We start from the raw sequence: 26,468 nt of genomic DNA, 5'->3' as shown, positions 1-26,468 counted from the left end.
TATGGCAATGAATGACCTCCAAAAACGAATTCTTTCGAGTGTCATTCTGATTCCCCCCGTCATTGCCTGTCTTTATGCAGGGCCGCCTTATTCCTCCCTATTCGGAGGCCTTGTAACTTTGATGTTACTTTTGGAGTGGGTTTTGATGAGCTTTTCAGCGCGGAAACCCGATTTTCGAGGAGTCCTCATGTTTTTTGCAGGACTCTTGTATGTTTTGGCAAGTGCGTTATTTCTACTTCATGTTTTGGAAACTCCAGAAGGACTGGGGGGTAAACTTATCCTTATGCTCCTCATTATCGTGTGGAGCACGGATTCAGGAGCGTATCTTGTAGGAAGTATTTTCAAAGGCCCTAAACTTGCCTCGCGCCTCAGCCCCAATAAAACTTGGTCCGGCTTTTTTGGGGGCCTTATTTTGGGAACAGTCATAGGCAGTGTTGGGGTTTATTTTATTGGGGGAGCTGAGGATTGGATGAAATTTTTTCCGGTAGTTTTGGGGTTGTCTTTTATTGGTCAGCTGGGAGACCTTATGGAATCTTCCGTCAAGCGTTTTTGGCATGTGAAAGATAGCGGCCACTTGATTCCAGGTCATGGCGGGCTTTTAGATCGTCTGGACAGTCTTCTTGGGATTGCTTTTTTCCTTGCGATTTGGCAATCTCTCATGTGATGAAACCCTCTCTAAAAATTCAGTCCCCTTGGGAAAATGATTCTGCATTGAAAACCTTATTTCAGACGTTGTCCCAAAATGGGGCCACCCCGTATTTGGTGGGAGGGGGCGTCCGAGATGCTCTTTTAGGCTTGCGCGCAGAAGACGAAGATATTGCGATTAATATTTTGCCAGAAGAGGTCATGGGGCTTTTAGATGAGGCGGGCATCCCTCATGTTCCCACAGGACTTTCTCACGGTACTATTACCGCAGTGCTGAAAAAACGCCCTTATCAAATTACAAGCCTTCGGACAGATATCAAAACCTTCGGACGGCATGCGGAAGTCGCATTTACCGAAGACTGGATTCAAGATGCTTCAAGGCGGGATTTTACGATCAATGCGCTTTATGCGGATCTTGAGGGGACAATCTATGATCCTTTTGGGGGAATTGAAGATCTTCACAATCATCATGTAAAATTCATTGGCAATCCTACAAAACGCATTGAGGAAGATTATTTACGGATTCTCCGGTTCTTTCGGTTTTCAGCTTTTTATGGAAAAGGAAATTTGGATTCTGAAGGGCTTGCCGCATGTACGCGGTTGGCCCCTCAAATTCGAATATTGGCCAAAGAACGGATCACTCAAGAATTCCTGAAATTAATGAAAACGCCCTTCGTTTTCCCTGTTTTAAAAACCCTTCAAGGTAGTAGAATATTAGGCGTTTTTCTCGAGACGACCATTGATTTTGAAGGGCTTCAAAAGATGTTGGAGTTTGAGAGAAGTCTTTCCTTTGGCCCGGATCCTTTTTTAAGACTTGCCCTTTCTCAAATCCAATCGACGGTTCTTTTTTCCTCTTTAAGACTCTCGAACAAAGAACAATTGCGCTACAAGAAACTTGAAAATTTCCAACCTATAACAGCTCAAAATCTTTCTGAATCTCTTTATCGATGGGGGACTGAAACTGTCAGAGATTGGGTCATTTTACAAGCCTCTAAAGGAGGGGAGTTTGATAGCTCCTGGCTTCAAATCATTCAAAGTTGGACGCGTCCTCTATTCCCTCTCAAAGGTGAGGATCTGATGCAGCGTGGCATTAAAGGGCCTGCTTTGGGAAATATCCTTCATGAGACTGAAGAGTGGTGGATTTCTGAAAATTTCAAGCCCTCTTATGAAGCGTGTCTAAACCGTTTGGATCAAGTTTTAGAAAAGGGCAATCGAGAGCCCGTTTGAAAAATGAGGTGATGTGGTGCCCAAGTTAAGCATGACAGAGTAGGGGAGGGGATAGGTTTTACCAAAACCTGTATTTCCCCCCCCCCCCTCAATCTTTTCTCGACTTTGGAGATAAATTCAAGATACACTCCAAAATTCTTCAAACTATATCATTTTTTTCTGAAGTGCCACGGCGCGTGGGTCAAAGTTCTCTCTTGCGGGCAATGATGGCGATTCAAAAAGGACACGCATATGATCTCAAAATTTTTTAAGTTTTTCTTTAAGACCTTTTACGGATTATGTGCGGCCTTGGGGTTTGTCGTTTTTTTTGGCGCTCTCCTTATCTATCATTACTCTCTTCAAAAGCCCTCCACGGCCCCTGTGCACGAGAACACATTTTTGACCGTCACACTTCAGGGCGACTATCCTGATTATCTTAAAAAAGACTCTCTCAAGCATTTATTAAAGCGTGAGGAAAGCTCTCTTTATGATCTTTTGACGACCTTAGATGCTGCTTCTCAAGATCCTAAAATTACAGGTCTTGTAATGACTCTCAAAACTCCCGGCATAGGGTTGGCCCAATTGCAAGAATTGCGCGATGCTATTTTGAAATTTAAAAAAACGGGAAAACCCACACTCATTTATGCCGATTCTTATGGAGAGATGACGTCTGGACTTTTGCACTATTATTTGGCTTCGGCTTGTGATGAAATTTGGATGCAACCTATTGGAATGTTGAATATTTTAGGCCTTCGACTTGAGCAACCTTATGCCAGAGACGCCTTAGAAAAAATTGGCGTAACACCTGAATTTGGAGGGCGTAAAGAATACAAATCCTTCGTTGAAATGTTTACTCTCAATGCACCTTCTGAACCTGCCAAAGAAGCACAACAAGCCATGCTGGATTCCATCACTTCCCAAGTCGTGGAGGCTTTGGCGAAAAGCCGGAAGATGAACACAGATCAAATTCTCAATGCCATTAATAATAGTCCTTACACCGATCTTGAGGCCAATGAACTCAAGCTCATCGATCGTCTCGAATATCGTCAAAATTTAAAACCTGCTTTAGAGGAACGCTATGGGCACGAAAAGGCACTCCATTTCCTCGACTTTTTGACTTATCAGGAAGTTCAAGCTGTCGATAAAATTGCCTCTCCCTTTCAAGATCACGTAGCTCTTGTTTTTGATGCGGGAGCAATTAATTCCAGTGATGATGACGCCGAAGGCTTGATGCGTGAGAGTTTTATTAGCTCTGCCCGGACGTATCATATTTTTATGGAGTTATTGAAAGACCCTCACGTTAAGTCCATTGTCTATCGCATCAGCTCTCCCGGAGGGTCTCCTGTGGCCTCTGAAACCATTGCAAGTGTGATTCGACATGCCAAAACAAAAGGTATACCTGTCGTCGTCTCTATGGGCGATTATGCAGCCTCTGGGGGATATTGGGTTTCAACAGAAGGAAGTAAGATTTTTGCTGAACCCTTCACGCTCACAGGCTCTATCGGAGTTTTCACTGGCAAATTTGTCATTAAGGATCTTTGGGAGAAGCTGGGAATCCATTGGGCTGGCGCGTCCTTTGGTAAAAACAGTGGACTTGATAGTATGAATACAACTTTCTCGCCTGAAGAATGGGAGCGCGTGAATGCGTTTTTGGATCGAATTTACTCCTCCTTCGTAAACAAAGTCGCAACTAGGCGAAAATTAAGCCCAGACGCCGTTGAAAAAGCTGCTAAGGGACGTGTTTGGACAGGTGAGCAAGCCCAATCCTTAGGACTTGTTGATCAATTGGGAGGCCTTCAAGACGCCATTATGTTTGCTAAATTGGAGGCCAAGCTGGACAGCGATGCGGAAGTCCTCATCTATCCTAAACCTAAATCTTTACTCGAAGAACTTTCCGAAAAGCTTTTGGGTCATAAAGGTCATGGAGAGGAAGAGTACGTTCAGTCTTCATTTTTACCCATCTTTAAACTCTGGAAATCTCTCCAGATGTTTGCAGCGAAAATTCATCTTCTTATGGGGGGCGAAGTTCTGGAGGCAAGTCTTCCTGAGGTGCGCTGATTTTATTTCTTCAATGGTCTAATCACAATGGGTGAATTTGGGAATCTTGGGCCTGGATAAGGCTTGCCTTCAGGTTTTGAAGGCTTTTGAATGGGCGCTTCCTTGGGGCACGGTGGGGGGGGACCTTCATAATAATCAATTAAACGATCTTCAGCGCCAGGGATGGGTTCCGGATAGCACATAGGTTTATCGATTGTTTCATAGCAATAAAGTGGTGGCTGTGTTTTTTCAGGCAAAGCCTTTAAATAGCCCGAAGTATAAATTTGTGTCGCACGATAGTCATTAATGGCACTGCACCCTGAAAGACAGAGGAATGTGATCAGAAGGACGTTATATCGCCGAATTTTCCAACAGACTTTTTGCATTAAAATTCCTTTCAAAAGGATTGAATGCAAAAGTCGTGCCGAAATCACACTTGATAATAATTTCGATACCATTCAACGAAGTTTTTAACACCTACTTCCACAGAAGTGGAGGGACGATAACCAGCATTTTTCTCCAGCTTATCAACACTTGCAAATGTTTTTTGAACGTCTCCATTTTGCATGGGAAGGAAATTTTTTTGAGCCTCAATCCCCAAAACATCTTCAATGACTTTAATGTAGTGCATCAATTGAACACGCTTGTTATTGCCAATGTTATAAATCTGATAAGGGGCCACCGCACTTTTATCCGCGACATGGAGCTTTTCTGGATTTAATTCTCCAGGGTTTGTGGCAGCCACATTCAGGATACCTGAGACAATATCCTCAATATACGTAAAGTCGCGCTCCATATCCCCATTGTTAAAAACATCAATGGGTTTGCCTTCAAGAATATTTTTGGTAAAAAGAAAAAATGCCATATCAGGGCGGCCCCAAGGGCCATAGACGGTAAAAAAACGCAACCCAGAGGTGGGGATTTTAAAAAGATAACTATAGGAGTGTGCCATCAGCTCATTGGCGCGCTTTGTTGCCGCGTAAAGCGTCAGAGGGTGATCAACAGCATCATTTTCCTCAAAAGGAAGCTTTGTATTCGCGCCATAAACAGAGCTTGTACTGGCATAAATCAAGTGTTCGACGGGATAAGTGCGACAAGACTCAAGGATGCTGAGTGTGCCTGTGACATTGCTGCGTGTATATGCCTCAGGATTAATCAAGCTATATCGAACACCAGGTTGGGCCGCTAAATGGATTACTTTATCGGGACGGTGTTCTTTAAAAATTTCTTTGATTTTTTCCAGATTCTCGAGCCCTTCACGATAAAGCGTGAAATTGGGATGATCCTTAATTCGATCGTTTCGATCTTCTTTTAAAGAGACTGAATAATAAGGGTTGAAATCATCAATTCCAATTACTTCATGCCCCTTATTCAAAAGGCGTAGGGCTGTATGATTTCCAATAAAGCCAGCTGTGCCGGTGACTAAAAATTTCATGATATGTCCCCCATTCTCAATATTACGAGGGTTATACGAAAAACATCAAAGAAATGCAAATCTTTCTTAATAAAATATTAAATAATTTTATATTAAAATAAGACGATTGAAAATGTGGATATTTAAATAAAGATACTATCAATTTTATTGTTGTCTATACTTTGGGCAGGGTCTGCTCAAGCTTGGTACCCAAGTGTGCGATGGTGCGATAGGCATCCCTGAGCATACACTTCTCAAGATGAAGAAGTACTTATTTCTAATGATTTTGTTCAGACCATGATATTTCATCATGGCCATGGATGGGGTTTGCATCATCATCGTTAAGGTCAACAAAAAGCCCCAAGGTATAGGGACACCTCAGAGCTTTTTTTAAAATCATCGTATTTAATTTGTTTAAATATCTTTTTTAGGTTCTGAAAGGCCCTGAAATCAATCACGGGAACAAAATCAAGGTGACGGTGATTACTCAACGCGCTCTGCTTTGGACTCAACAACAGCCTCTTCCATAGCAGTGGTCTGAGATTTGGCTTCGTCTTCAGATTTTGCAACGTTCACAGAGACCGTCACATTAACTTCAGGATGTAAAACTACGCGAACGCGGTGGATACCAATTGTTTTGATCGGATGATCGATTTGAACTTGCTGGCGAGTTACATGAGAAAAGCTCTTTTGAACTTCTTCTGCAATATCACGTGATGTGACAGATCCATAAAGATGTCCGCTCTCACCCGCTTGGCGAATCACAATAACCATAAGGCCATCAATCGCTTTTGCTGCGAGTTCTGCTTCTTCCTTGTGCTTCAGATTGAGTTGTTCGAGAACAACTTTTTCTTTGTCAAATTTCTCGATATTTTCAGCTGTCGCCAAAGCCGCCATCTTTTTGGGAAACAAAAAGTTTCTGAAATATCCAGGTCTTACAGACTTCAGGTCGCCCATTTTTCCTAATTTTTCAACGCGTTGCAACAAAATAACTTGCATGATAGTTCTCTCCTTCTGAAACTCTTCAAAATAAATTTGTCCCATCTTTAGCAAGTTTGTTCAAAAAGTACAATTGTTCTTGTAGTATGAGGGCAAAATTTCAACAAATTTGTTTTTGGCACTCATGAAACACCTCCTTCAGTCTGATGCTCTGGCAACTTATATCCAGCGGATTTCTCGTGGAGAGGCTTTGTTTCTTGAGCAGCTTCGGCGAGAAACGCAAAAGCTCCCAGAAGCCCATTTGCAGATCACATCCGAGCAAGGCCGTTTTTTAAGTCTTTTAGTGGAGCTTACAGACTCACGTCGCATTCTTGAGGTGGGAACGTTTACAGGTTACAGCTCCCTTGTGATGGGCTTGAGTTTGCCAAAAGATGGTCATCTCATAACATTGGATACCAATCCCGAGTGGACAAAAATTGCTCAGCAGTTTTGGGAGTTGGCAGGAGTTTCTTCAAAAATGGAGTTGAGGCTGGGTCATGCCGTCGACTCTCTTAAAAATCTTATTGAAGAGGGGCAAACGTGTTCGTTTGATCTTATGTTCATCGATGCTGATAAACAACGTTATGACGTTTATTATGAGTTTGCTCTCACCCTTTTGCGTTCCCATGGTACAATTGTCATTGATAATGTCTTGTGGTCTGGACGTGTGGCAGATCCCAAAAATCACGAAGTCACAACAGAGTCTTTGCGCGCATTTAATGAAAAACTTATGAATGACGATCGTGTTTCAATCTCCCTTGTGCCCTTAGGTGATGGGTTTATGGTCGCAAAAAAACGTTACTGAAATAAGTGATAACTGACCTTATCGCCGACGTGAATACCTTCCTTATCACAAGTTCCTGAGGGAACTTCAAAGACCGCCAATACATTAGTAAAGTATCCAATTGGTTTTGTTGAATAAGGTTTTGTATTTTCCTGAATGTGTACAATTGTCCCTTGGGTGTTGATAAACATCATATCAAGGGGAATAGATGTATTTTTCATCCACATCACCGTGCGGTTTTGAGGGTTCATTACCAAAAGCATGCCATGACGGTCTTTTAATTCTGTCCTGTACATAAGACCCAAGGATGTTTGGGCATCTGTGGTTACAAGCTCCGCTTCAAAGAGAAGATGTCCTTTTTCCGTTAAGATTTTAAGTTCACTTCCCCAAAGAGAGGTGGGGAAAAACAAACTTAAAAATACAACCCATTTTTTCATGACAATCTCCAATGTTGATAAAAGTTAAAAAAATCTTGAGGAGTTAATTCTTCCGCGCGAGATGTGGGCTCAATTCCTGCTTTTTCAAGGAGCTCTTCCGGATTTTTCATAAGCGATTTCAAGCTTGAGCGCAACATTTTCCGCCGTTGTCCAAAGGCTGCAGCCGTGAGTTTCTCAAAGCTGTTAAAATCAATTGTAGGAGGTTTTTTTTTAGGTCTCACCCGAATAATTGAAGATACCACTTTGGGTGGTGGAGAAAAGGCGCCAGGCGGCAAATCAAACAAAAGCTCTACATCGGCCACCAGTTGCGTGATAACTGAAAGTCTTCCATAATCGGGAGTAGAGGGTTTGGCCTTAAGCCTTAACGCGACTTCCTTTTGAAACATCAAAACCAGAAGATCAAAGTCTTGAATGTGTTCAAGCCATCGCAAGAAAAGAGGAACAGAGACATTATAAGGTAGGTTTGAAATTAATTTTCGAGGAGAATCACCTAACGTATGTGCAGACACCTCAAGGGCATCTTTTGCCAAGATGGTGAGTGGTGTTTTAAAATGCTTTTCTAAAAGACTGAGACCTTCTATGGCACGATCATCTTTTTCAATGAGATAAAAGTGTCGACAGCCCTTTTCACAAATCACCCGACTTAATCCGCCAGGGCCGGGGCCCACTTCAATGACTGAATATTCCGACAGGTCTCCTGCCGTGGTCACAATTTTTTCAAGGACTGAAGGATTCAAAAGGAAATGCTGCCCCAGGCTTTTTTTTGGCGCCAGATCATAGCACGCAATGACGTCTTTAAGGGAGGGCAGCTTTTCGTCCATTATTGCCTAAGATCAATATAAGCCGCACGCTTGAGATCCCGTAGTTCGCGGCGCGCCAAAAGTGCCAATCGCTTATCTGCAATAAGATGCAGCGCATCATCTTTGGAGAATTCTTTGGCTTTTTCCTCCGTGCGATTACACACCATGACGGCAAGTCCTCCAGATTCTGTCATAAGTGGTTGACTTGGATTATTCACCTCAAGGCTTGCTAAAATCTTCCGCATCGCTTCTGGGAAAGCATCAAGCCTAGCATTGGCATTTCTTGCGGATTGGCCACCGGCTTTTTTAATAGCCACGTCTAAATCTGCACAACTTTTTGTGGTTTTAAGAAGAGATTCCAGCTTTTGCATGACTTCCATCGCCTGTGCTTCTGTGGCGCCTGGAGGATAAGGCAATGCAGTTTGAAGAACATCTAAACGCTGAGATTGGCTTTCTCCCGGCATCTTTCGATCGATCAATCCCAACAAAATATAGCCTTGCGCCGTTCGGATCGGACGACTTAAATCTCCCGGTGTCATGGATTTGACAGCTGGTGAAATCTCATCAGTCAATGCATTTTCAGAAAGCCATCCCATATCTCCGCCTTTAGCCGCTGTGGCCGATTGGGAAAATTGTTGGGCTAAAGCTGAGAAATGGGCCCCTGCTTGAAGTTGTTGGATCAAGCGCTCAAAGTCTTGCTGAACTTGTCCCTCTTTCTCAGGACTATCCACATTGAGAAAAATTTCTGCCAAATGATACTGGGTTTGTGTTGCATTTTGCGTGTGCTTTTCGAACTCTTGATCGATTTCCCAATCACTGATTTGTAAAGTGGGGGCATATTTTTGACTGACAAATTCCATCCAGGTGAGCTGAGCTTGGATCTGATCTTGCAAAGTTTTCAAAGGAATATTGTTGTCCTTTAAAAGCTGAGTTAATTGCCCCGGCTTCATTCCATTGCCCTCTTCAATGCTCTTCATAGCTTTTTCAATGGCATCTTTTTCAATTTTAATGTCATTCTCTTTTGCCGCTTGCAATTGAAGTTTCTCTTCAATCATGGTGCGCAACATTTGAGGTTTCATTTTCTCTATAGCTTCAGGATTAGCCTCAAGACCCGCTGATAACGCCGCCAGTTTCACGCGATTATTAAGATCTGTTACCGTAATCGCTGACTTATTGACAACCGCCGCGAGCTTGTTTTTTTGAGGTGAACCTTGAGAGCTGGCGTCAAGAGAGATCGCTGTAATTGAAAGAAAAGCCGTCAAAAATAATTTGTTCATGATATATAAACTCACGCTAAAAGATTCCCCTCTCTTTGGGCCCGAAAATTGCACTTTCGTCAACTAAAAAATATTTGTAACGCATCTCCGAGTTCAGACAGATGTGAGACAAAAAGAGGGATGAGCAGAGCGCCCTCAAATTGCGCTGTAGCGAGGCTCATCTCCATCGCCACACCCAAACCAGGCCTCAAGAATAGGAGAATGTAAAAAACCTATTGATGGAGGACTGGATGAGGATCCACGGACTACATAAAAATATGCATAGGCTTTATGCATATGCGCGTACACAAGACTATTTGGACGTCTATCGCAAACGGTATGAAGACGGCGTGAGGCGCTGGGAAAAGTTGAAAGCTAAAAACGTTTCCGATGCGATATGCCAAGAAATTTGCGATATATCTCGCGCAACTTATTATAGTCATTCCCCTATAAATAGATAGATTTTTAGGAAAAGTTTAGGTATAAGGAGGGAATGGTAAAAGCATATTCGGAAGACCTGCGGAAAAAGGTCATCTCCTACATTACGAGCGGCGGCCGTAAGCGGGAGGCTGCAAAGGTTTTTAACGTTGGAGAAGCCACGATCTATCGATGGATATGTCTTCATAAACAAGGGGATATTAAACCGAAAAAACGCACTTCTTATCCGCGTAAAGTCGATGAGCAAAAACTCAGAGACTACGTCGCTCAAAATCCGGATCATACGCTCAAACAAATCGCCGAAGCTTTGGGGTTGAGATTCCAAAACGTGAGTAAATGGCTTAAACGTTTAAACATTACACGAAAAAAAGACGACGCTTTACAAAGAACGTAACGAAGACAAGCGGGCCGAATTTATAAAACAGCTTGAGAAAATAGATCCTGAAACAATCGTGTGGATTGATGAAGCTGGGATTGATAATCGCCTTTATCGAGAGCATGCCTGGGCGCCGCGCGGACAAAAGGTTTACGCGGAGATCCCGGGCCAAAAAAGAGAGCATGTCAGTATCATTGGCGGTCTCATGAAGGGTGCGTTCGTGGCGCCTTTCACCTTTCAAGGTGGATGTCATGCAGATCTTTTTAATGCTTGGCTTGAGGAGGTTTTATTGCCGAATTTATCAAAAAATACCACCCTGATTATGGACAATGCCGCCTTTCACAAATCGCCAAAAACGAAAGATTTGATTGAGAAATTTCGCTGCCATCTCCTCTTTCTCCCAACTGACTCTCCTGACCTCAATCCTATCGTAAGCGTCATAGGACCCGCATCTTTTAGGTGTGAGGAAAATAGGACAAGGTTGACTCCGTAAAACAACTACGGAGATGAAAATGATGAAGGAGAAAAGGACGGGGCAACGTCAAACGCGAGATGAAAGATCCGCAGGGAAGCTGAAATATTGGGAAGAGCAGATCGAGAGCTGGCGTAAGAGCGGATTGAGTCAGGAAAAATTTTGTACGGCTGGAGGACTGAGTTATTCGTCCTTTAAGTATTGGTTTCCCCGCGTGGGAAGAAGGCTATTTGAGGGGTCATCGGTCGGGCGCTTTGTGGCGACTGCTGTGGTGGGGCACGAGAGTCCAGAAACATTAGATTTATTTGAGAGTCCTGCCCTTCAAGCAGAGGCTCGCCAAGCTCCCGTGCCCCTTGAGATTCGCTTTATGTCCGGGGAGAGGATTGAGATTGTGCCGGGATTTGATGGGATTACGCTTCAGCGTGTAATTGCAATACTGCGGAGTTGCCATGTTTGAGCAGACGCGAGGGGAGATTCTGTTTTATTCCGCCCCGATGGACATGAGAAAATCGATTGATGGACTTGCGGCTTACGTGGCCTCTAGCTTAGGTCGTGTGCCGTGTGACGGAACGATGTATGTTTTTTGCAACCGGACCCTGACCAAGATGAAGATCTTGTATTGGGAGACGAATGGATTTTGTCTTTGGTACAAACGCCTTGAAAAAGAGAGGTTTCAGGTGAGTTTGAGGGGAGATGTTTTGGAGTTGACCTCCCAGCAATTGAGATGGCTGCAAGAGGGTCTCAATTATCAAAAGCTCAAAGGCCATAAGGCGGTCCATTTTCAAGAATTTTCCTGAGGTTTTTACCTGAAAAAACTCAGAAATACATTGACGTTTTAGGGGGTTTTGGGTAGAGTTCCTCATGAAAAATGAGCCCCAAACTTCACTCAAAATCTCCTCTGTTTTCGACGCTGTGGCGCTCTATAAAAACTTGCAAAAATCAGAAAAAGACAAGGCTATTCTAGCCACACAAAATGAACATCTGGTGCAAGAGGTTGATCGACTGACTCATTTATTGCTTCAGATGAAACAAAGCAAGTTTGGGCGGAGCTCTGAGAAGATCAAGTTCGAGGAATTTCCCAAGCTCCCCGGGTTTGAAAACGTCTTTGATGAGGTTTACGAAGAGCCGCCTTTAGAAGCAGAAAAGGCTGGGGCTGAAAGTGAAACAGAGAATGACTCTGGAAAGGACAAATCCTCCTCGACTCTTCTCAAAAAAGGACGTCGTCCGTTGCCGGCTCATCTGCCGCGCGAACGTGTCATCCATGATATTGCTGGTGATAAAATCTGCACCTGTGGACATCCGTTGCATCAGATGGGCGAGGAGATCTCTGAGCAGCTGGATTACGTTCCCGCACAGTTAAAAGTCATTCAAAACGTGCGCTTGAAGTATGCCTGTAAATCTTGCACCGAAGGGGTGCGTGTGGCTGAAGTGCCCAATGCGCCTCTTCTCAAAAGCATGGCATCTGCGAATCTATTGGCCCACATCATCGTCTCCAAGTACCAAGATCATCTACCCCTTTATCGACAATCTCAGATGTGGGAGCGGTTTGAAGTTGACTTAGGTCGGGCCACGATGAGCCGTTGGATTCTTCAAATAGGTGATCTCTTGAGCCCTTTAAAAGAGCTTTTAAGATCTGAGATTCTCAAGGAGACTTATGTACGGGCAGATGAAACGCGGGCTCAAGTTTTAAAGGAATGTGACCGCAAGGCGCAAACGCAATCCTATATGTGGGTGTATATGACCGGGTCGTCATCTCATCACGCCATTTCTTATGAATACACGCCCACACGCAAAGGTGAAAATGCCAAAGAATTCCTGAAGGGTTTTAAAGGTTACCTTCATACGGATGGGTATGGTGGTTACAAAGCCTTGGCGCAAAGTCAAGACATCACGGCTGTGGGATGTTGGGCCCATGCGCGGCGCAAGTTTGCGGACATTATTAAAAGTACAGGCAACACCACGGGCAAATCTGCCGAGGCGCTCACCATCATCAGAAGCCTTTATAAAATTGAAAAAGACGCCAAAGAGGCTCAATACCCGCCCGATAAGATCCAAAAGCTCCGACAAGAAAAAGCCAAGCCCATCCTTGAGAAATTCAAGGTCTTGCTTAAGGAGCACAAAAAAGTGATTGTTCCCAAAAGTCCCTTGGGGCAAGCGGTTGGCTATGTTTTAAGGCAATGGGGCCCCTTGACAGAATACCTCAATGATGGCCGCTTGGATATTGACAACAACATGGCAGGACGCGCCATCCGTCCATTTGCTGTGGGCCGAAAAAACTGGCTTTTTATGGGCAATGTCAAAGGTGCCCACGCCTCAGCTGTCATCTATTCCCTCATTGAGACCTGCAAAGCCAATGGCGTCAATGCTTTTGACTATTTCCGCTACGTCCTCGCCAACATCAATTCCACACCTGAAAATAATTATTCCCACCTCCTCCCCTGGAATCTTAAGTATTCCCTTTCTAATTTACACCAATAAGACGCTTACGTGTTTTTTGGCAATTTCAACCACTGTTAAGTCAGCTCGAATCGCTTCCAAAGCCACTTGGGCCTTAAATCCCGCGCTATGTTTTCTTCGTATCATGTCTTTCTCCTTCTTTATTTTTGAAGAAAAAAATCTCACTTATCTACTGGTCAGTCTAGTTTCTGGGGAGCATTATAGAATACCCAATTTTCATTTTGATTGGGCATAATAAAAGCCACGAACTACGTTCGTGGCTTTGAATTTAGAAATCGTGATTATTTTTTTGTGGGAATATCAGTTATGAGGACATGACTCGGTAATTGTTAAGATTCCATCACAGTTCTGAACTTGAAGACTCAACGCTTTCCATAGGTCAGATACTGATCCTGCTGGAGTATGGAAATTACTCAAATTAAGACTTGAGTCAGCATTTTGTTGATTTTTTCTTTTACATTCACAGTTCAAAAAACTATCGGATCTAATATTACAATTTTTACATGTAATTAAAAAACTCTTGTTATTGATAGGGACAGGATTAGGATTTGTAGCTTGCAAAGCAACTGCTCCAAAAACAAGAGATCCTAAGGTTAGAAACCTTGCAAAAGTGTGCATAATTTATTTCTCCTTGTTGTCTTTTATGCCATTTTTTATTGGAAAGTAAATTCCAAAAGACATTTTGGAAAAATATTTCGATTCTGTCAATAGAGTGTAGGAGTGTGTGCAGGGCGACCTCATGAAAATTTTTGAGTGAGGATATTGGAAAGGATGTTGTCGTCCCAACCGGCCATTTTTCTAAGCCTTTTAATAGACTGACGCTTCATTTTATCTTTGGTAAGCTGTAAAAGATTTAAAGCCATATGTCGAATAATAGCCATAACTTGAGGGGCGTTTTCTTTCCTGATGCGAGATTGATCTTCTCCAAAAGACATGTCTAAAACCCAATGAAGATTATTTTCTATCTCCCAATGACTTCGAATAGCCCCCAGGACCTTCTGAGGAGTTTCTTGGAGAGAAGAGATATAATATCGTGTTTCGTAAGTGGTTTTATCTTTGGTTTCTCGTTTAGAATCAATACGAATGATACTATGAATTGAGCTCCAATGAGGATGCCGCTCTCGCAGCCAGGCCACATCATGTGTGACCCAACATTGCCTTGTCTCAAGGCGGCCATGACCTTTATCGTAATCCTTAAAAGAGCTGATATTGTTAATTGTTTTCAATTCGCTATCACTCAAGCAGGTTGTTACATCTTCGCAAAGAGTTCCCTGATTTCCTTTTAAAGAAAAAATATAGTTTCCCTCTTTCTGAATGATTTGATCGGCAATGTCATATTGACATCCCATTGCATCAATGGTGACTGTTGTTCCTCTCAGGTCTAACCATTCCAAAAGCTTAGGAATCGCTGTGATTTCATTGCTTTTTTCTGAGACTTTTTCCTGCGCTAACACCAATCTGGCTTCTGACGCATAAGCGCTAACCATATGTAACATATCAGTTCCCTCATCAAAGCTATGCCGTGATGATTTTCCATCGATAGCAATAACTTTCTTTTGCATTTGAGATTTAAGACTTTCGACCCAACTTCGAAACAGCTCTTGAAATTCCTTGGGATCTATTGCTCTAAAAAATCGACGATAGGTATCATCGCTGGGAATTCCGTTCTTGTAAGGTAAGAATTGACGAAGGTAGTCAATCTTTGCCTTTCCAAAGTCTTCAACATCCTGCCATCCTTCTGCTCCAGATATTACAGCGCACAGAGTGACAAGGCGTATTTCTGACATTGTGTAGTCTCGATTACGCTCAGACCTTGGATCTTCTATATCTTTAAAATGATCTAAAAAACTAATTTCAACTTCTATTCCCATTTCTACCTCCTGTTTTTTTCAGGTAGGCTCTCATTTTTTCTATCTCTTAGCTATTTTTTTCATGAGGTGGCCCTGGCACTCGTACAACCCATCCTTGACAAGATTGTAAACTTCTGTTAGATTTGAAAATCTTCAGCAGTAGCTTTGCGCCAGCACCATTAGCTCTTCATCAATTTGAGAGGCTAATTTTTTTCGTTTTCAAAAAATTTATTTAAAACTGAGTTACTATCATGCAATTACCCCACAAAGCGGTGCCATTTTTGTGGCACTATGCCAAACTCTACAAATGGCAATTTTTGACGATGCTCGTTGGCCTTTTAATGTGGGCCATTAACGAGTGTCTCTTTCCTTATTTCGTCAAATTAATGGTCGATTTGATTGCGGCCTCAAATCCAGGGGAGGGCTCAATTTGGGCTGTTTTCGCTGTACCTATTTGGGGCATTGTGATCACCTGGCTTTTCATGGAAATTGCTATGCGTACGTATGGATTTGTTGAGGTCTATACGTTTCCAAAATTCAAATCCAGCATGCGCGGCGATGTCTTTGATTATGTAAAAGGCCAATCACTCAATTACTTTTCCCAAAATCTTTCGGGAAGCATTGGATCAAAAATCGCAGATATCCCTAGAAGTAGCCAGCACATTATGGAAAACTTCTATTGGCATGTTTTGGGAATTGGATTTGCGTTTTTCATTACCTTGATCGTCATGGCACAAGTCAGTCTTCTCTTTTCGTTCATCACTCTTACGTGGTGCGCAGCGCATCTGGGAATTACAATTTATTATTTGGATGAGATTAATACCAAGATTGGGAATCATTATCAAAGTCTTGTTCGCCTTAATGGAGAGACGGTGGATATTATCGCTAATGCCTCTGTTATGCGGCTTTTTGCCCGGATTCCTTTTGAAACGAAAAGGCTCGGAAAATATCAGAGGACTGAAATTGAAAAATCCAAAATTGCGGGCCTCAGTCTTCAAAAGGTAAACTTAATCCGCGGGGCGCTGACGGCCGTCTTTATTTTCCTCATCACATACTGTTTGCTTTTGGGCTGGCATGCTCAATGGATTACCCCCGGAGATTTCCCGCTTGTTGCGATGAGTAGTTTTAATCTCATTGGCCTTATTTGGCATATGAGCATTTCCCTTGTGGATTTGTTTAATGATTTGGGAACCCTTGAGGGGGCGCTCACACTTTTGAAAACTGAGCGGGAAATTGCAGATCCTCAAGATGCCTTGAAATTGGAAGCGCACCAGGGTGAAATTCGCTATGATAATGTGAACTTTAGATACCGGAAAAATTCACCGCTCTTTCAAAATCTTTCCCTTTTTATTAAAGCTGGAGAGAGGGTAGGACTTGTCGGATTTTCAGGATCTGGAAAAACCTCATTTGTGAATTTGCTCTTGCGGGAATTCGACATTAATGGGGGCCAAATCCTGATTGATGGACAGAACATTGCGGATGCTACTTTGGCATCCCTAAGGTCCAATATTGGCGTTATTCCCCAAGATCCTAGTCTTTTTCATAGATCCATCATGGAAAACATTCGCTATGGTCGCTTGGACGCAACGGATGAAGAGGTGATTGAGGCCGCAAAGCGGGCCCATTGTCATGAATTCATTATGCAGCTGGAGTTTGGATACGATACGACGGTAGGTGAGCGAGGGCTTAGGCTTTCAGGTGGTCAACGCCAACGTTTGGCCATTGCGCGCGCCATTTTGAAAAATGCCCCTATTTTGGTCTTAGATGAAGCAACTTCCGCTTTGGATTCGGCTACCGAAAAGAAAATTCATGACAGTTTGGAAGAGCTCATGGTTGGACGTACAACGCTTGTCGTGGCCCACCGTCTCTCCACACTGAAAATGATGGACCGCATTCTCGTCTTTGACAAAGGTCAAATTGTGGAGGAGGGGAGCCAAAAGAAACTTCTTGCTGCAAAGGGGCGTTTTGCCCATCTCTGGGAACTTCAGCAGGAAGGATTTTTGCCTGATAAGGAGGGGTAATTGGGAATGATAAAAAGGCAAGCTCCTCCCATTCAAAAAATAAAGGTTTTTCCCTGGAGGTGGCTCGTTGCTTGCTTTTCTCTGCTTATTTTAGGTGCAGGAAGCTGGTTTTATCTTCAGTCTCAGAAAAACTTCCCTGTCGATTATTGGATTTGGGCAGGAATTCGACCTGAGAAAGGGATGGAAAACTCGGTTTTTTATATTTACCAAGGAATTTTGAGAAAAAATGAAGAAAGGGTTTCTTATGAACGTTTAGGTCTGTTTCCGCATCCTACAGTGCATAAAATTTATATTGTTTATCGAATTTCAGGTGGTTTGCCGCATCCGAAAGACCTTATGAAATTATTTGAGAGAAATGCCGCGTTGTGGATTCATCACAATGTGAAAGTTGTTGGTCTGCAGTTGGATTTTGATTCCCCTACTTCAAAATTACTTGTCTATAATGATTTTCTCTCTCAAGTGAAAAGTCTCTTAAAACCTGAATATCAACTGAGCATTACGGGGCTTGGAGATTGGATTCTATTTGGTCAAAAAGAGAGTCTTCGCGCACTTGCAAAAAATACAGATGAAATCATTTTTCAGCTTTACCAAGACCGCCAACATTTTTCAGATATAAAAAAGTATATTCATAAGCTTGCGCGCATTGACATACCATTTAAGGTGGGATTACTTAACCATCAAACGCCAAATATTTATATCAATCAACTTCAGACAAGTCCTTATTTTAAAGGGGTTGTTCTATTTGTTCAGAAGAAAAATGAGGAGAAGTTATGAGACTAAAGTTTTTTTTGAGCATTATCCTCATTTTTTCTTTGTTTCACACAAAAAGTAAGGCCTGTGCTACTGATCCACGCGAAGACTATATTTATTGGAGTGCTCCTCCCTATATTGATCCTAATTATAATCCTGTTTATGATTCTAATGTCAGTGCTTTTTATAGAACTTTGAATCAATATTTTTCTAGGGCGCCTCAAGATGAGATGACCTTCACAGACTACCAATCCCAAATTAACGATTTGGAAAAAAACAAGAAACTTGAACCAATTGCCCCCCAGCTCCTTGACTATCACGATTTAGGGCATTGGTTTTGTGGAAGTAATACTTATGCAAGTGCGCTCAATTTCTTAAAAGCCGCCTCTTACGATCCTCAAGCGAATGAAGGGTTTCAGGATCTTATACGACTACGCCATTACATGCTTTCATTTTGTGGTGATGAGATGAAGGGCGTCAATTTATTAGATATGATTCAAAGTTTAGATGAGAAAAAGGTTGGAGCCTATAAAACATATCTTGAGGCTTCTTATTTTTTTTATACCCACGACTATGAAAAGTCCCTTGAACTTTATGAAAAATTGAAGAACCAGAAGGCCTCATCTTTCTTGGGTCTGTTTGACTTTCTAAAAGGGGGATCTCATGATAATTGGCTGCAAGAAACGGCGGCTTATATGGAGGCTCGTATCCTTTTGGTTCAGTCGCAAAAAGCGTGGGACGGATTTTGGACGCCTAAAGAAGGCGAGATTGATAAAGAGAAATTATTACACGCATTAAAGCTTTTTCAAGATTATCTTAAAAGGTATCCAAAAGGGCATTATGTGGATACTTCAAAAAATATTCAGCGGAAAATTTTCTTTATGTTGAATGATGAAAAACAGCTGAATGAAAGTATGCGAGAAGCCGTCAATAGAGTGTTGACACCAAGAGAGTCGGGAGGGGAAAAACCTCAAAAAACAACCGCTCAAGAATTTGAAACTCTCTTGGAGTTTAAACGTTATTTCAAAGGGGAGATTAATCCTGGTGTTGATTCCCCCATGATTATTGCATTTTATATATTAGAAAAATCAAATCTCTCAAAAGATCTCCTTAGCGTATTGGAGCGAGAAGAAAAAAGATTCGTATCTTACCCTGGATTATACAAATTTTTACGCGCATGGGTGCTCTATAAACTGGGGATGTTTCAAGAAGTTGTTGATATGGAATCCAAGTCGTTCATTTTGATCCCCAATGACAACATAGGTCTGAGTTTTGAAATGCTGCGCGTGCGTTCTTTAAGGGCCCTCGGTCAATCTGATCGTGCTTTAGACCTTCTCAAAATCATTGCAGGTCAGGTGGAAGAAGATCAAGTGAAATACATTGAATTGGAGATGATTTGCCTTCAATTTGAAAGGGGGCGTAAATTTGATCTCCTGTTCATGAAGCCAAACCTAAGTCTCTCTCTTCTTGCTGATGTTGTCCTTGAATTTACGGATGAGGAGCTGAATCAACTCTTAGAAAATCCTAACATCCAGGGGGATATCCGTGCTCTTTTGATCGACGAGTTGATGATGCGCTATGTGCTGATGGGAAAGTTGAAAGAGGCTCTCTTCCTTTATGAAAAGATGGATGAAAAATCTCTTAAGATATTTTCTATCCTCAAACCATACATGAAGAAACTAATAGAATCCCCCCAAGATAAAAAAAGTTTATTGGAATTTGGGAAGGCTCTTTTTGAAGCGGATTTAATGGGTTATCCTTCCTCAGAGCACCGCGTATTGATAGTTGAAGGATTGAAAGAACGTTGTCAGAGATGTCAGTTCACTCAAATCACTTACAGTTTTAATCTCCCATTGGATTTTCTGAAGAAAACGGTACCACCCATTTCTTATTTTCTTAAGGTGATACAGGGGAATAAAAACCAAAAAAGCGATCAGGAAGCAGAAGCCTTGCATTATTTAGTCTCAAAATGTTTTCATGGCGGTTGGGATAGGGGACGGTGTACGTGGTGGAGAGATGACTTAGAAAATAAAAGCCCCGAATGGTTTCACAGATTGCACAAAAAATACAAAGGTACTGTTTGGGCTAATGAAACACCTTATTATTACTAAAATTTAAAAAAGGAAATTATTTATGAATTTGAAGAAAAATATGGCCATAGCCTTCACAACCCTTTTTGTTTTTCCAGGGATGATTTTTGCGCACCCCACGATTCCTGAGGCCATTGAAAAAACAATTCAGAAATTGGATGAGAATTTAGGACAATCTTATGGCGCCGCTGCAGCCATTCTTTATCAAGGAAAAGTCGTCTATTCCAAAACATTCGGCGTTGAATACGAAGGCGGTCCTGCTATTACGGCGGATACTTATTTTGCTTTAGGATCTTCGTCAAAACCCATTGCAGCCCTTGTTGTGTCTGACCTTGTAAAAAAAGGAAATCTTTCATTTGAGGGAAGCGTTGAAAGGGCCATCCCTCAGATCGCCAAAGGTATTCAACTTCAACATATCCTCAGTCATACAACGGGTTATGCCTATAAGGGTAATTCGGATATTGAAAAAGGAATGAAACGTCCAGAAATTCTTACCAAGCTTTTGAAAAGTGAAGTGAAATCATCTCCTGGAAAAACGTTCCTTTATAGCAATGCGGCCTATAGTCTTTTGGAAAATGTCGTTGAAAAGGCTTTGGGAAAACCGTGGCCTATAGCATTTCACGAAGGGCTTTCAAAACGTGGTCTCGATCATATTGCAATTGTTGCCCCACCTCAAAATGCGCCTATGGCTCACCCCCACCTTTTTGATAAAAAAACAAAATCCCTTTCGGATTTGGGGAGAATTCCCAAAAATTATCCAGAGGCGGTGAGTTCTTCTGCAGGCGTTTATGCCTCCTTGAATGATTTGATAGCCTTTACAAAACTTCAATTATTGCAAGAATTTGATCATCTTCATGAGCCCCGGACACTGGCCCCCGACGTATTTTCATGGGGAATGAAATTTCCTCGTCCCGAGTCCCAAATCAAGTCCAGCTATGCTTTGGGCTGGAGGGTTTTTGAGCTCAAAAATGACAAAACGCACGCTTCACGTCTTGTATTTCATGGGGGCTATATAAACGGCGTTTCCGCCTTCATAGGGCTCATAAAAAAGCACGATTTGGCTATTGTGGTTGTGACCAACGATGATCAATTTATTGCACAACGTATGGGGCAATTCCTCTGGTCAGAAGTGATCGACTCCACGATGAAGTAAAAGTGTCATTCTCCTGGGGGTTATGATTCCGTATGCGTGTAAAACATTTAAAGGGGTCGCGACTTTTTAAGGGGCGCTCCTTTCAGTAAACCGGGCTTTCCTGGTTTTATAAACTCAATAGCAACATCGTTATTATACTTTCCGTTAGGTATAATGAGTGCCCAAAAGTCCTTTTGGGTGGTATCTACCTGAGACGTAATAGGCCCATTGAATGGTTTTGTGATTGTGAAGGTTTTCTGGCTACTACCTCCTGTAAACTTAAGGGTCATTGTGGATGATGTGTTATTTACACATTGTGAATCATTGAGAATATGCGTATGGGTTGAAATATAAAGTTTTTGACCAGGCCTTATTGGGGATTGAAGGTTTTTCTCGAGATCCCAACAGGTGGAACTTACTTTATCGAGATTTATATTAACACCTGATGAGTTCACAAATACAAAATTTACAGGACTTGTGGAAGTAATTTTATCTACAAATTCAATAGACGTCGTATTGGGTGAATTGGTGTTTGTATAAAGCCCCAAAGAGTTATCTCCTGTCTCTGGGCCGTAGATGTGAGTCAGCTCATTATTAATTTTTGCAAAAAATACAACAGATACAGAATGATAGGGTGAGGAAAATGCAAATTTTAAGTTTGAGGAGGTAAGTGCACAGGCCCCCAAATTATCAACTTGCGTATTAAGACTCAAACTTTTTCCAGGGAGGACTGTTTGTGGTATAAATATCATCTCCTTAGGTCCTGGAGACCAACAGTTTGAATTTTCTTGATTCCATTTTATGGTCACGGGGTAGTGGGAACTATTTTTAAATTGAAAATTTATGGGATTAGTTTTAAGCTTTGCATCACTTAACGTAACTGTTACATCATAAGTCTTAGAAGAGCCTAGAACAGAGTCTTTGTTTTTTGATGAGGTTCTTTTATAGTAGGGTTGAGCAGAGGTTGTGACATCAATACCAGTGCCTTTATTTTCAATGTAATAAGTCACGCCGGGAGCATTTTTTTCATCACTATCCACAATAAATTCATATTTCGCATCTTTTTTTGCAGCATAAGTTGGGTATGAGAATTGAAAATGCATTGTCCCTGGGTAATCTAGACAATCATAGATGCGTTCACTTTTTGTAAAAGACTCCTGATAACTCCCCCCATTAGCGGGCACAATCTTAGATCCTTTAGCCCCGCCCACTATGCAATTATTATGATAATTGTCCAAAGTTAAAGGGTAATTTGATTTGTTTGTGAATTTAAAATTGACTTGATCATTTGATTTTAGAGAAAAACTCATCCCAGTTGTAATAATGATCAAAGCAAGGTGATGGATTTTCATAAAGTGCCTCCTGGATGAAATTGTTGATTTACAATCTGTCTCTTAGTTTACAAAAAAAAACAGTTAACAGGAGGTTAAGCCTAATGTACCTTCGCATAGGATAACATTACCAATAATGATTTGGAAAATTTAAATAACGACAATTACTTTGTGGGCGAGAATGGGGGCATGATTTTGCGCCCCTAATCGTCCTTAGAACAACGTTTAATTATCTTGCTCGATATCGATTTCTTCACCAGCTCCCTCGAGAATGTCGAGAAATTCTTCTGGGAAAAGCTCAAGACACTCGCCGCCTTCAGACCAATTAATTCCTAAAAGGGTTTGGTTCTCCAAAAGCTCGGGAAGCATCTCTTCCAAGAAATGATCGAGGGGAATAGGTTTTATAGATTTGCCGGCAGCAAAAGCATTTGCGTCCGCCAGGTAATCTTTGAACCACAAAAGCATCACAGTTAAGGGTTCATTATCATCATCATTATCGTGTTCTTGAGAGTCCACAAGAACAATATAATCTTCTTCGTCTGTAATAACATAATAAGAACCGTCCTCTTGAACGAGTTGCTCAAAGAAGTTGTGGAGTTTAACAACTCCTTCGGGATAAGACTCGGTGATGGGGAACCCTTCGAAGAAATTAAGTGGCGCGCCCGAGAAGATTCGAACTCCTAACCTCCTGATCCGTAGTCAGGTGCTCTATCCAATTGAGCTACGGGCGCCTGGTTGGAGAGAGTCATAGACGATATGAATCAAAACTGCAAGCCCTTAAAGTAAAAAAGTCTTAAGGCTGAGAATTATTGAAAAGCGGAATCCCTTGAGCGATTGTCATTCAAGGGATTTTTCTTAAAAAATATTGCAGTTCAATGTGTTGTCTCGTTATTGTTGTTCGGATTTTTATGAATGGGTAGATTTTTATTGTTTTTATTTAACAAGGCATTATTTGACCAGCCAGGAGGGCAGTTATTATTTTCACTCAATTTACTGCTGTTGTTATTGCAACATGACACATAACCGCTGCAATTGGTTGAATCGAGATTCTGTGGAATAATATAGCAACATGGATCATACCAATAATTATCATTGTCCATAACAAATGCAAGATCATTCCAACAGGTTCCTTCAACATTACAAAAGTTAGTCTGGGCCTTTGCGATATTATAATATGACGTGCTTAATAGCATTGAAATCATAAAAATTTTCTTCATGATAGTGCCTCCCTTTTTTATTAGCATCATGATCATCGTACTTTATTTTTGGTGTTCCTCCCAGTCTATTTATTAATAACGCCTAGGGTTGTCTTATGAAAAAATTAACCCAAGAAGGTTTTGTAATTTATTTTTCAAAGCCAAAGAGATATATAACCCTGAGAGAGCGACTTGCGACAACAAGGAGATTGTTTCTCAGGATCTTTGCCGGTTGTTCTTTGTGTTTGGAAAATAGCCTTTGTTTATTCTGCCATTAATGGGGCTTTGTTAGGGTGGAGAATCCGTCTTGAAAATCAAGACTTAGAAAAACGAAAGATTTTCTGAGATCTACCGTCGCGGCCGATCATATCGCGCCTTTAAAGCTGCCATTTCAAGAATATGCCCGTCCATATCCGATTCGATATCTTTTTTTGAGGCGCCCGATTCTAAGGGCAGGGCGGTATCCAAAGCATAAAGTTTAAAAACATAGGTATGTTCTCTATCTGGTGGGCAGGGGCCTCCATATTTAAGACGTCCCCAGCTGTTGCGTCCAAACCTCACATCGGGATGAAAATGTTGAACGCCTTCCTCAAGTGACTGAATGTGGGGAGGTATATTAAAAAGGATCCAATGATCCCAAGTCCCCACAGGCGCATCCGGATCATCCATAATGAGTACATAAGATGACGTTCCAGCAGGCGCCCCTTCCCACGAAAGATGAGGGGAGAAGTCCTCGCCATCGCATGTGAATTTTTGAGGGATGAGCCCTCCTGCGATAATGGCGAGACTTTTGAGTGTTAACGACATAATTAGCCATTTTATGTGGAATTTTCTATGTTTTATTAAAGCATAATTTTAGATTTATTTTAAGGTTTTTTTATGCCATTGTGAGGTTGGCTATTTTTATGATATATTAATAAAAAATTAAAACAGGAGGAACTTTTCAATGCAAACTTCACCACTTTCCAACGTGACGGGTTTTATTTTAATTGCTTTAGGATTGCTCTCAGTGATTTATCCGGCCTATAGTTCGGTGACCCTTGAAGCCTTTTTTGGATCTATTTTTCTCGTAGGTGGTATTTTCCATGCTTTCGGCGCTTATGAAGCGCGAGAACGTGCTGATTATCTTTACAGTTTGTGTATTGGAATCCTCTATCTTTTGATGGGAATTGTGATGCTCGGAAACCCAACGATGGGTCTTTTTGCTATCACTTATCTCCTTATTATTCTTTTTCTCGCACAAGGCGGACTTCAATTTGTTGCGGGTCTTCGCCAACGTACGGCCTCTCCAAAATGGTATTGGTCTGTGATTGCAGGTTTTACGAACATTGTTTTTGGAACAATTCTGTTTGTTTATTTCCCGATCAGTGCGGTTTTTGCCTTAGGTGTTTTGGTTGGACTGAATCTTTTAACTTTAGGGTGCTCAATGCTTTTTGTGAATCGGATTATTGGGAAAGAATAATCAACTTCTCACTTGACGTGATATCAAAAAAGAGAGGCCCAGTTTGGGCCTCTCTTTTTTACTGCCGGATTAACTCTCCAATTTTTGCAACCCAGTTCTCATCTCCATTGCCATACCCAAACCAGGCCTCAAAAATAGGAAATGTAAAAAACCTATTGATGGAGGACTGGATGAGGATCCACGGATTACATAAAAATAAGCATAGGCTTTATGCATATGCGCGCACACAAGACTGTTTTGACGCCTATCGCAAACGGTATGAAGACGGCGTGAGGCTCTGGGAAAAGCTGAAATCTGAAAACGTTTGCGATTCCACGTGCCAAGAAATTTGCGGGATGTCCCGCGCAACTTATTATCGCCACAAAAATATTCTGCGTGATATTGAAAATGGGATGGCTCCACCTTCAAAAAAGCCACGAAATCTCAACAAACCGCGCTGGAGGGAGGCAGAACTTCAGCTTGTTTTGAGAGTGCGCCGCGAAAATCCCACCTATGGCAAAGAGAAAATCGCCATCATTCTCAAGCGAGACCATGGGCAAATCCTGAGCGAAAGCACCGTCGGCCGTCTCCTGACCTCCCTCAAAAACAAGGGGCTTGTGCAAAAATCACCCTCCGCCCTGAGAACAAAAAGAAAAAGACAATTTAAAAGCCATGCAAAGCCCTGGACATTTAAGGATTATAAAACGATGAGGCTTGGTGAACGGGTTCAGATTGACCCTATGACGGTGACGAAAAATGGTATCTGTTTCAAGCACTTCCAGGCTTGGGAAAGAGGCTCGAAATTTATCTATGCGAGTGTGTATGCCCATGCCAAGAGCTCAAGTGCCAAACGCTTCTTGCTTGAGTTTGTAAAGCAGGCCCCCTTTAAAATTCAATCCATTCAAGTTGATGAAGGATCTGAATTTATGGCGGAATTTGAGGAAGCCTGTGAAGATCTGGGCATTCCCTTAATTGTTTTGCCCCCCAAAAAGCCCACTTACAACGGCGGCGTTGAGTGGGGAAATCGTATATTCCGGGAGGAATTTTACAACCAAAACAAAGTCCTGGCTGATTCCATAGCTTCTATGCGCTTTGAGCTCTCTCAAGCTGTCTCAAAGTATAATTCTTATCGGCCTCATCGCGCCTTGAAAGGCCTCACTCCTTTGCACTATATTCACTCTCATATTCTCGAGGCCTCTTGAGTCTCATTTGATATGAACTCGGACATTCTTCAAAATGCTCTTGACGACAGAAAACAGCTGTGTCCATAATGGGTCCATGGAAAAAATGCACACCCTTTCTTATTTCTTTTTCTTTTACGCCCCACGGGCGTAACATTTTTTCGACTCATCCTCAT

At 41.9% G+C, this 26,468-nt stretch carries 26 protein-coding genes and 1 tRNA gene; 16 read left to right on the top strand and 11 right to left on the bottom strand.

Annotation, left to right across the window (positions count from 1 at the left end; genetic code table 11):
• Position 1: 1 nt before the first annotated feature.
• The 3 genes from Bealeia2_RS06055 (at position 2) to sppA (ending at position 3,909) form a co-directional block, all read left to right on the top strand.
• Positions 2-664: a phosphatidate cytidylyltransferase gene (locus Bealeia2_RS06055; protein ID WP_331256194.1), complete on the top strand. Its 663-nt coding sequence runs from the start codon at positions 2-4 to the stop codon at positions 662-664.
• Positions 664-1,872 (top strand): CCA tRNA nucleotidyltransferase, encoded by a 1,209-nt coding sequence (locus tag Bealeia2_RS06050; RefSeq protein ID WP_331256193.1) that lies wholly within the window; start codon positions 664-666, stop codon positions 1,870-1,872. The genes Bealeia2_RS06055 and Bealeia2_RS06050 overlap by 1 nt, the downstream gene beginning before the upstream one ends.
• 231 nt (positions 1,873-2,103) lie before the next feature.
• Positions 2,104-3,909, top strand: coding sequence for a signal peptide peptidase SppA (sppA, locus tag Bealeia2_RS06045; protein ID WP_331256192.1), 1,806 nt, complete (start codon positions 2,104-2,106; stop codon positions 3,907-3,909).
• A 2-nt stretch (positions 3,910-3,911) separates the two neighbouring features.
• On the opposite strand, the gene Bealeia2_RS06040 is transcribed toward sppA, so the two are convergent.
• The 3 genes from Bealeia2_RS06040 to rplI all read right to left on the bottom strand — a co-directional run bounded on the left by Bealeia2_RS06040 (position 3,912) and on the right by rplI (position 6,301).
• Positions 3,912-4,346, bottom strand: a complete 435-nt coding sequence (locus tag Bealeia2_RS06040) for a hypothetical protein (RefSeq protein ID WP_331256191.1) — start codon at positions 4,344-4,346, stop codon at positions 3,912-3,914.
• Positions 4,319-5,323, bottom strand: coding sequence for an NAD-dependent epimerase/dehydratase family protein (locus tag Bealeia2_RS06035; RefSeq protein WP_331256190.1), 1,005 nt, complete (start codon positions 5,321-5,323; stop codon positions 4,319-4,321). Before Bealeia2_RS06035 ends, Bealeia2_RS06040 begins: the two co-directional genes overlap by 28 nt.
• A 462-nt stretch (positions 5,324-5,785) precedes the next feature.
• The gene (rplI, locus tag Bealeia2_RS06030) at positions 5,786-6,301 is read right to left on the bottom strand and encodes a 50S ribosomal protein L9 (RefSeq protein ID WP_331256189.1); all 516 of its coding nucleotides are present in this window, start codon (positions 6,299-6,301) and stop codon (positions 5,786-5,788) included.
• 124 nt (positions 6,302-6,425) lie between these two features.
• Here rplI and Bealeia2_RS06025 point away from each other — a divergent pair, with 124 nt between their 5' ends.
• Entirely contained in the window at positions 6,426-7,085 is a 660-nt protein-coding gene (locus Bealeia2_RS06025) for an O-methyltransferase (RefSeq protein WP_331256188.1), read from the top strand.
• Here Bealeia2_RS06025 and Bealeia2_RS06020 read toward each other — a convergent pair.
• From Bealeia2_RS06020 to Bealeia2_RS06010, 3 genes are read right to left on the bottom strand one after another with little or no spacing between them, the layout of a single operon-like run.
• Positions 7,079-7,501 (bottom strand): DUF192 domain-containing protein, encoded by a 423-nt coding sequence (locus tag Bealeia2_RS06020; RefSeq protein WP_331256187.1) that lies wholly within the window; start codon positions 7,499-7,501, stop codon positions 7,079-7,081. The genes Bealeia2_RS06025 and Bealeia2_RS06020 overlap by 7 nt on opposite strands.
• Positions 7,498-8,322, bottom strand: coding sequence for a 16S rRNA (adenine(1518)-N(6)/adenine(1519)-N(6))-dimethyltransferase RsmA (gene rsmA, locus Bealeia2_RS06015; RefSeq protein WP_331256186.1), 825 nt, complete (start codon positions 8,320-8,322; stop codon positions 7,498-7,500). The genes Bealeia2_RS06020 and rsmA overlap by 4 nt, the downstream gene beginning before the upstream one ends.
• Positions 8,322-9,578, bottom strand: a complete 1,257-nt coding sequence (locus Bealeia2_RS06010) for a peptidylprolyl isomerase (RefSeq protein ID WP_331256185.1) — start codon at positions 9,576-9,578, stop codon at positions 8,322-8,324. Before Bealeia2_RS06010 ends, rsmA begins: the two co-directional genes overlap by 1 nt.
• 218 nt (positions 9,579-9,796) lie before the next feature.
• On the opposite strand from Bealeia2_RS06010, the gene Bealeia2_RS06005 reads away from it, so the two are divergent.
• From Bealeia2_RS06005 to tnpC, 6 genes are all read left to right on the top strand, one after another.
• Complete coding sequence (locus tag Bealeia2_RS06005; protein ID WP_331255259.1) at positions 9,797-10,018, top strand: hypothetical protein; 222 nt, start codon at positions 9,797-9,799, stop codon at positions 10,016-10,018.
• Between the two features lie 32 nt (positions 10,019-10,050).
• Positions 10,051-10,389, top strand: coding sequence for an IS630 transposase-related protein (locus Bealeia2_RS06000; RefSeq protein ID WP_331255234.1), 339 nt, complete (start codon positions 10,051-10,053; stop codon positions 10,387-10,389).
• Positions 10,390-10,411: 22 nt separating this feature from the next.
• On the top strand, positions 10,412-10,864 hold the full coding sequence (locus tag Bealeia2_RS05995; protein ID WP_331256566.1) for an IS630 family transposase: 453 nt from the start codon (positions 10,412-10,414) through the stop codon (positions 10,862-10,864).
• Positions 10,865-10,883: 19 nt separating this feature from the next.
• Entirely contained in the window at positions 10,884-11,300 is a 417-nt protein-coding gene (tnpA, locus tag Bealeia2_RS05990) for an IS66 family insertion sequence element accessory protein TnpA (RefSeq protein WP_331255563.1), read from the top strand.
• Positions 11,293-11,640 carry an IS66 family insertion sequence element accessory protein TnpB gene (tnpB, locus tag Bealeia2_RS05985; protein ID WP_331255536.1) on the top strand — a complete coding sequence of 116 codons (348 nt, stop codon included), beginning with the start codon at positions 11,293-11,295 and terminating at the stop codon, positions 11,638-11,640. Before tnpA ends, tnpB begins: the two co-directional genes overlap by 8 nt.
• 64 nt (positions 11,641-11,704) lie before the next feature.
• Positions 11,705-13,321: an IS66 family transposase gene (tnpC, locus tag Bealeia2_RS05980; protein WP_331255562.1), complete on the top strand. Its 1,617-nt coding sequence runs from the start codon at positions 11,705-11,707 to the stop codon at positions 13,319-13,321.
• A gap of 716 nt (positions 13,322-14,037) precedes the next feature.
• Here the strand turns inward: tnpC and Bealeia2_RS05975 are convergent.
• The gene (locus Bealeia2_RS05975) at positions 14,038-15,171 is read right to left on the bottom strand and encodes an ISAs1 family transposase (protein WP_331255183.1); all 1,134 of its coding nucleotides are present in this window, start codon (positions 15,169-15,171) and stop codon (positions 14,038-14,040) included.
• 230 nt (positions 15,172-15,401) lie between these two features.
• Here Bealeia2_RS05975 and Bealeia2_RS05970 point away from each other — a divergent pair, with 230 nt between their 5' ends.
• From Bealeia2_RS05970 to Bealeia2_RS05955, 4 genes are read left to right on the top strand one after another with little or no spacing between them, the layout of a single operon-like run.
• Positions 15,402-17,171 carry an ABC transporter ATP-binding protein gene (locus tag Bealeia2_RS05970; protein WP_331256184.1) on the top strand — a complete coding sequence of 590 codons (1,770 nt, stop codon included), beginning with the start codon at positions 15,402-15,404 and terminating at the stop codon, positions 17,169-17,171.
• Between the two features lie 6 nt (positions 17,172-17,177).
• Positions 17,178-17,945 carry a DUF3142 domain-containing protein gene (locus Bealeia2_RS05965; protein ID WP_331256565.1) on the top strand — a complete coding sequence of 256 codons (768 nt, stop codon included), beginning with the start codon at positions 17,178-17,180 and terminating at the stop codon, positions 17,943-17,945.
• A complete protein-coding gene (locus tag Bealeia2_RS05960; RefSeq protein ID WP_331256183.1) occupies positions 17,942-20,032 on the top strand; it encodes a hypothetical protein in 2,091 nt (696 codons plus the stop codon). The genes Bealeia2_RS05965 and Bealeia2_RS05960 overlap by 4 nt, the downstream gene beginning before the upstream one ends.
• Before the next feature lie 22 nt (positions 20,033-20,054).
• Entirely contained in the window at positions 20,055-21,164 is a 1,110-nt protein-coding gene (locus tag Bealeia2_RS05955; protein ID WP_331256182.1) for a serine hydrolase domain-containing protein, read from the top strand.
• 47 nt (positions 21,165-21,211) lie between these two features.
• Here Bealeia2_RS05955 and Bealeia2_RS05950 read toward each other — a convergent pair whose 3' ends face one another.
• The 4 genes from Bealeia2_RS05950 to Bealeia2_RS05935 all read right to left on the bottom strand — a co-directional run bounded on the left by Bealeia2_RS05950 (position 21,212) and on the right by Bealeia2_RS05935 (position 24,477).
• Positions 21,212-22,495: a hypothetical protein gene (locus tag Bealeia2_RS05950; RefSeq protein WP_331256181.1), complete on the bottom strand. Its 1,284-nt coding sequence runs from the start codon at positions 22,493-22,495 to the stop codon at positions 21,212-21,214.
• Positions 22,496-22,699: 204 nt separating this feature from the next.
• Positions 22,700-23,104: a DUF2750 domain-containing protein gene (locus Bealeia2_RS05945; protein ID WP_331256564.1), complete on the bottom strand. Its 405-nt coding sequence runs from the start codon at positions 23,102-23,104 to the stop codon at positions 22,700-22,702.
• 24 nt (positions 23,105-23,128) lie between these two features.
• Positions 23,129-23,205, bottom strand: a tRNA-Arg gene (locus Bealeia2_RS05940).
• Positions 23,206-24,018: 813 nt separating this feature from the next.
• Positions 24,019-24,477, bottom strand: a complete 459-nt coding sequence (locus Bealeia2_RS05935) for a YbhB/YbcL family Raf kinase inhibitor-like protein (RefSeq protein WP_331256180.1) — start codon at positions 24,475-24,477, stop codon at positions 24,019-24,021.
• A gap of 139 nt (positions 24,478-24,616) precedes the next feature.
• Here Bealeia2_RS05935 and Bealeia2_RS05930 point away from each other — a divergent pair, with 139 nt between their 5' ends.
• Together Bealeia2_RS05930 and Bealeia2_RS05925 are read left to right on the top strand one after the other, a co-directional pair.
• Entirely contained in the window at positions 24,617-25,132 is a 516-nt protein-coding gene (locus Bealeia2_RS05930) for an HdeD family acid-resistance protein (RefSeq protein ID WP_331256179.1), read from the top strand.
• Between the two features lie 170 nt (positions 25,133-25,302).
• Positions 25,303-26,313: an integrase core domain-containing protein gene (locus Bealeia2_RS05925; protein WP_462346302.1), complete on the top strand. Its 1,011-nt coding sequence runs from the start codon at positions 25,303-25,305 to the stop codon at positions 26,311-26,313.
• Positions 26,314-26,468: the final 155 nt, after the last annotated feature.

The organism is Candidatus Bealeia paramacronuclearis (assembly GCF_035607555.1).
Classification (GTDB): domain Bacteria; phylum Pseudomonadota; class Alphaproteobacteria; order UBA9655; family UBA9655; genus Bealeia; species Bealeia paramacronuclearis.
Note: the sequence above shows the minus strand (reverse complement) of the source record. Positions and strands in the feature narration are given on the sequence as shown.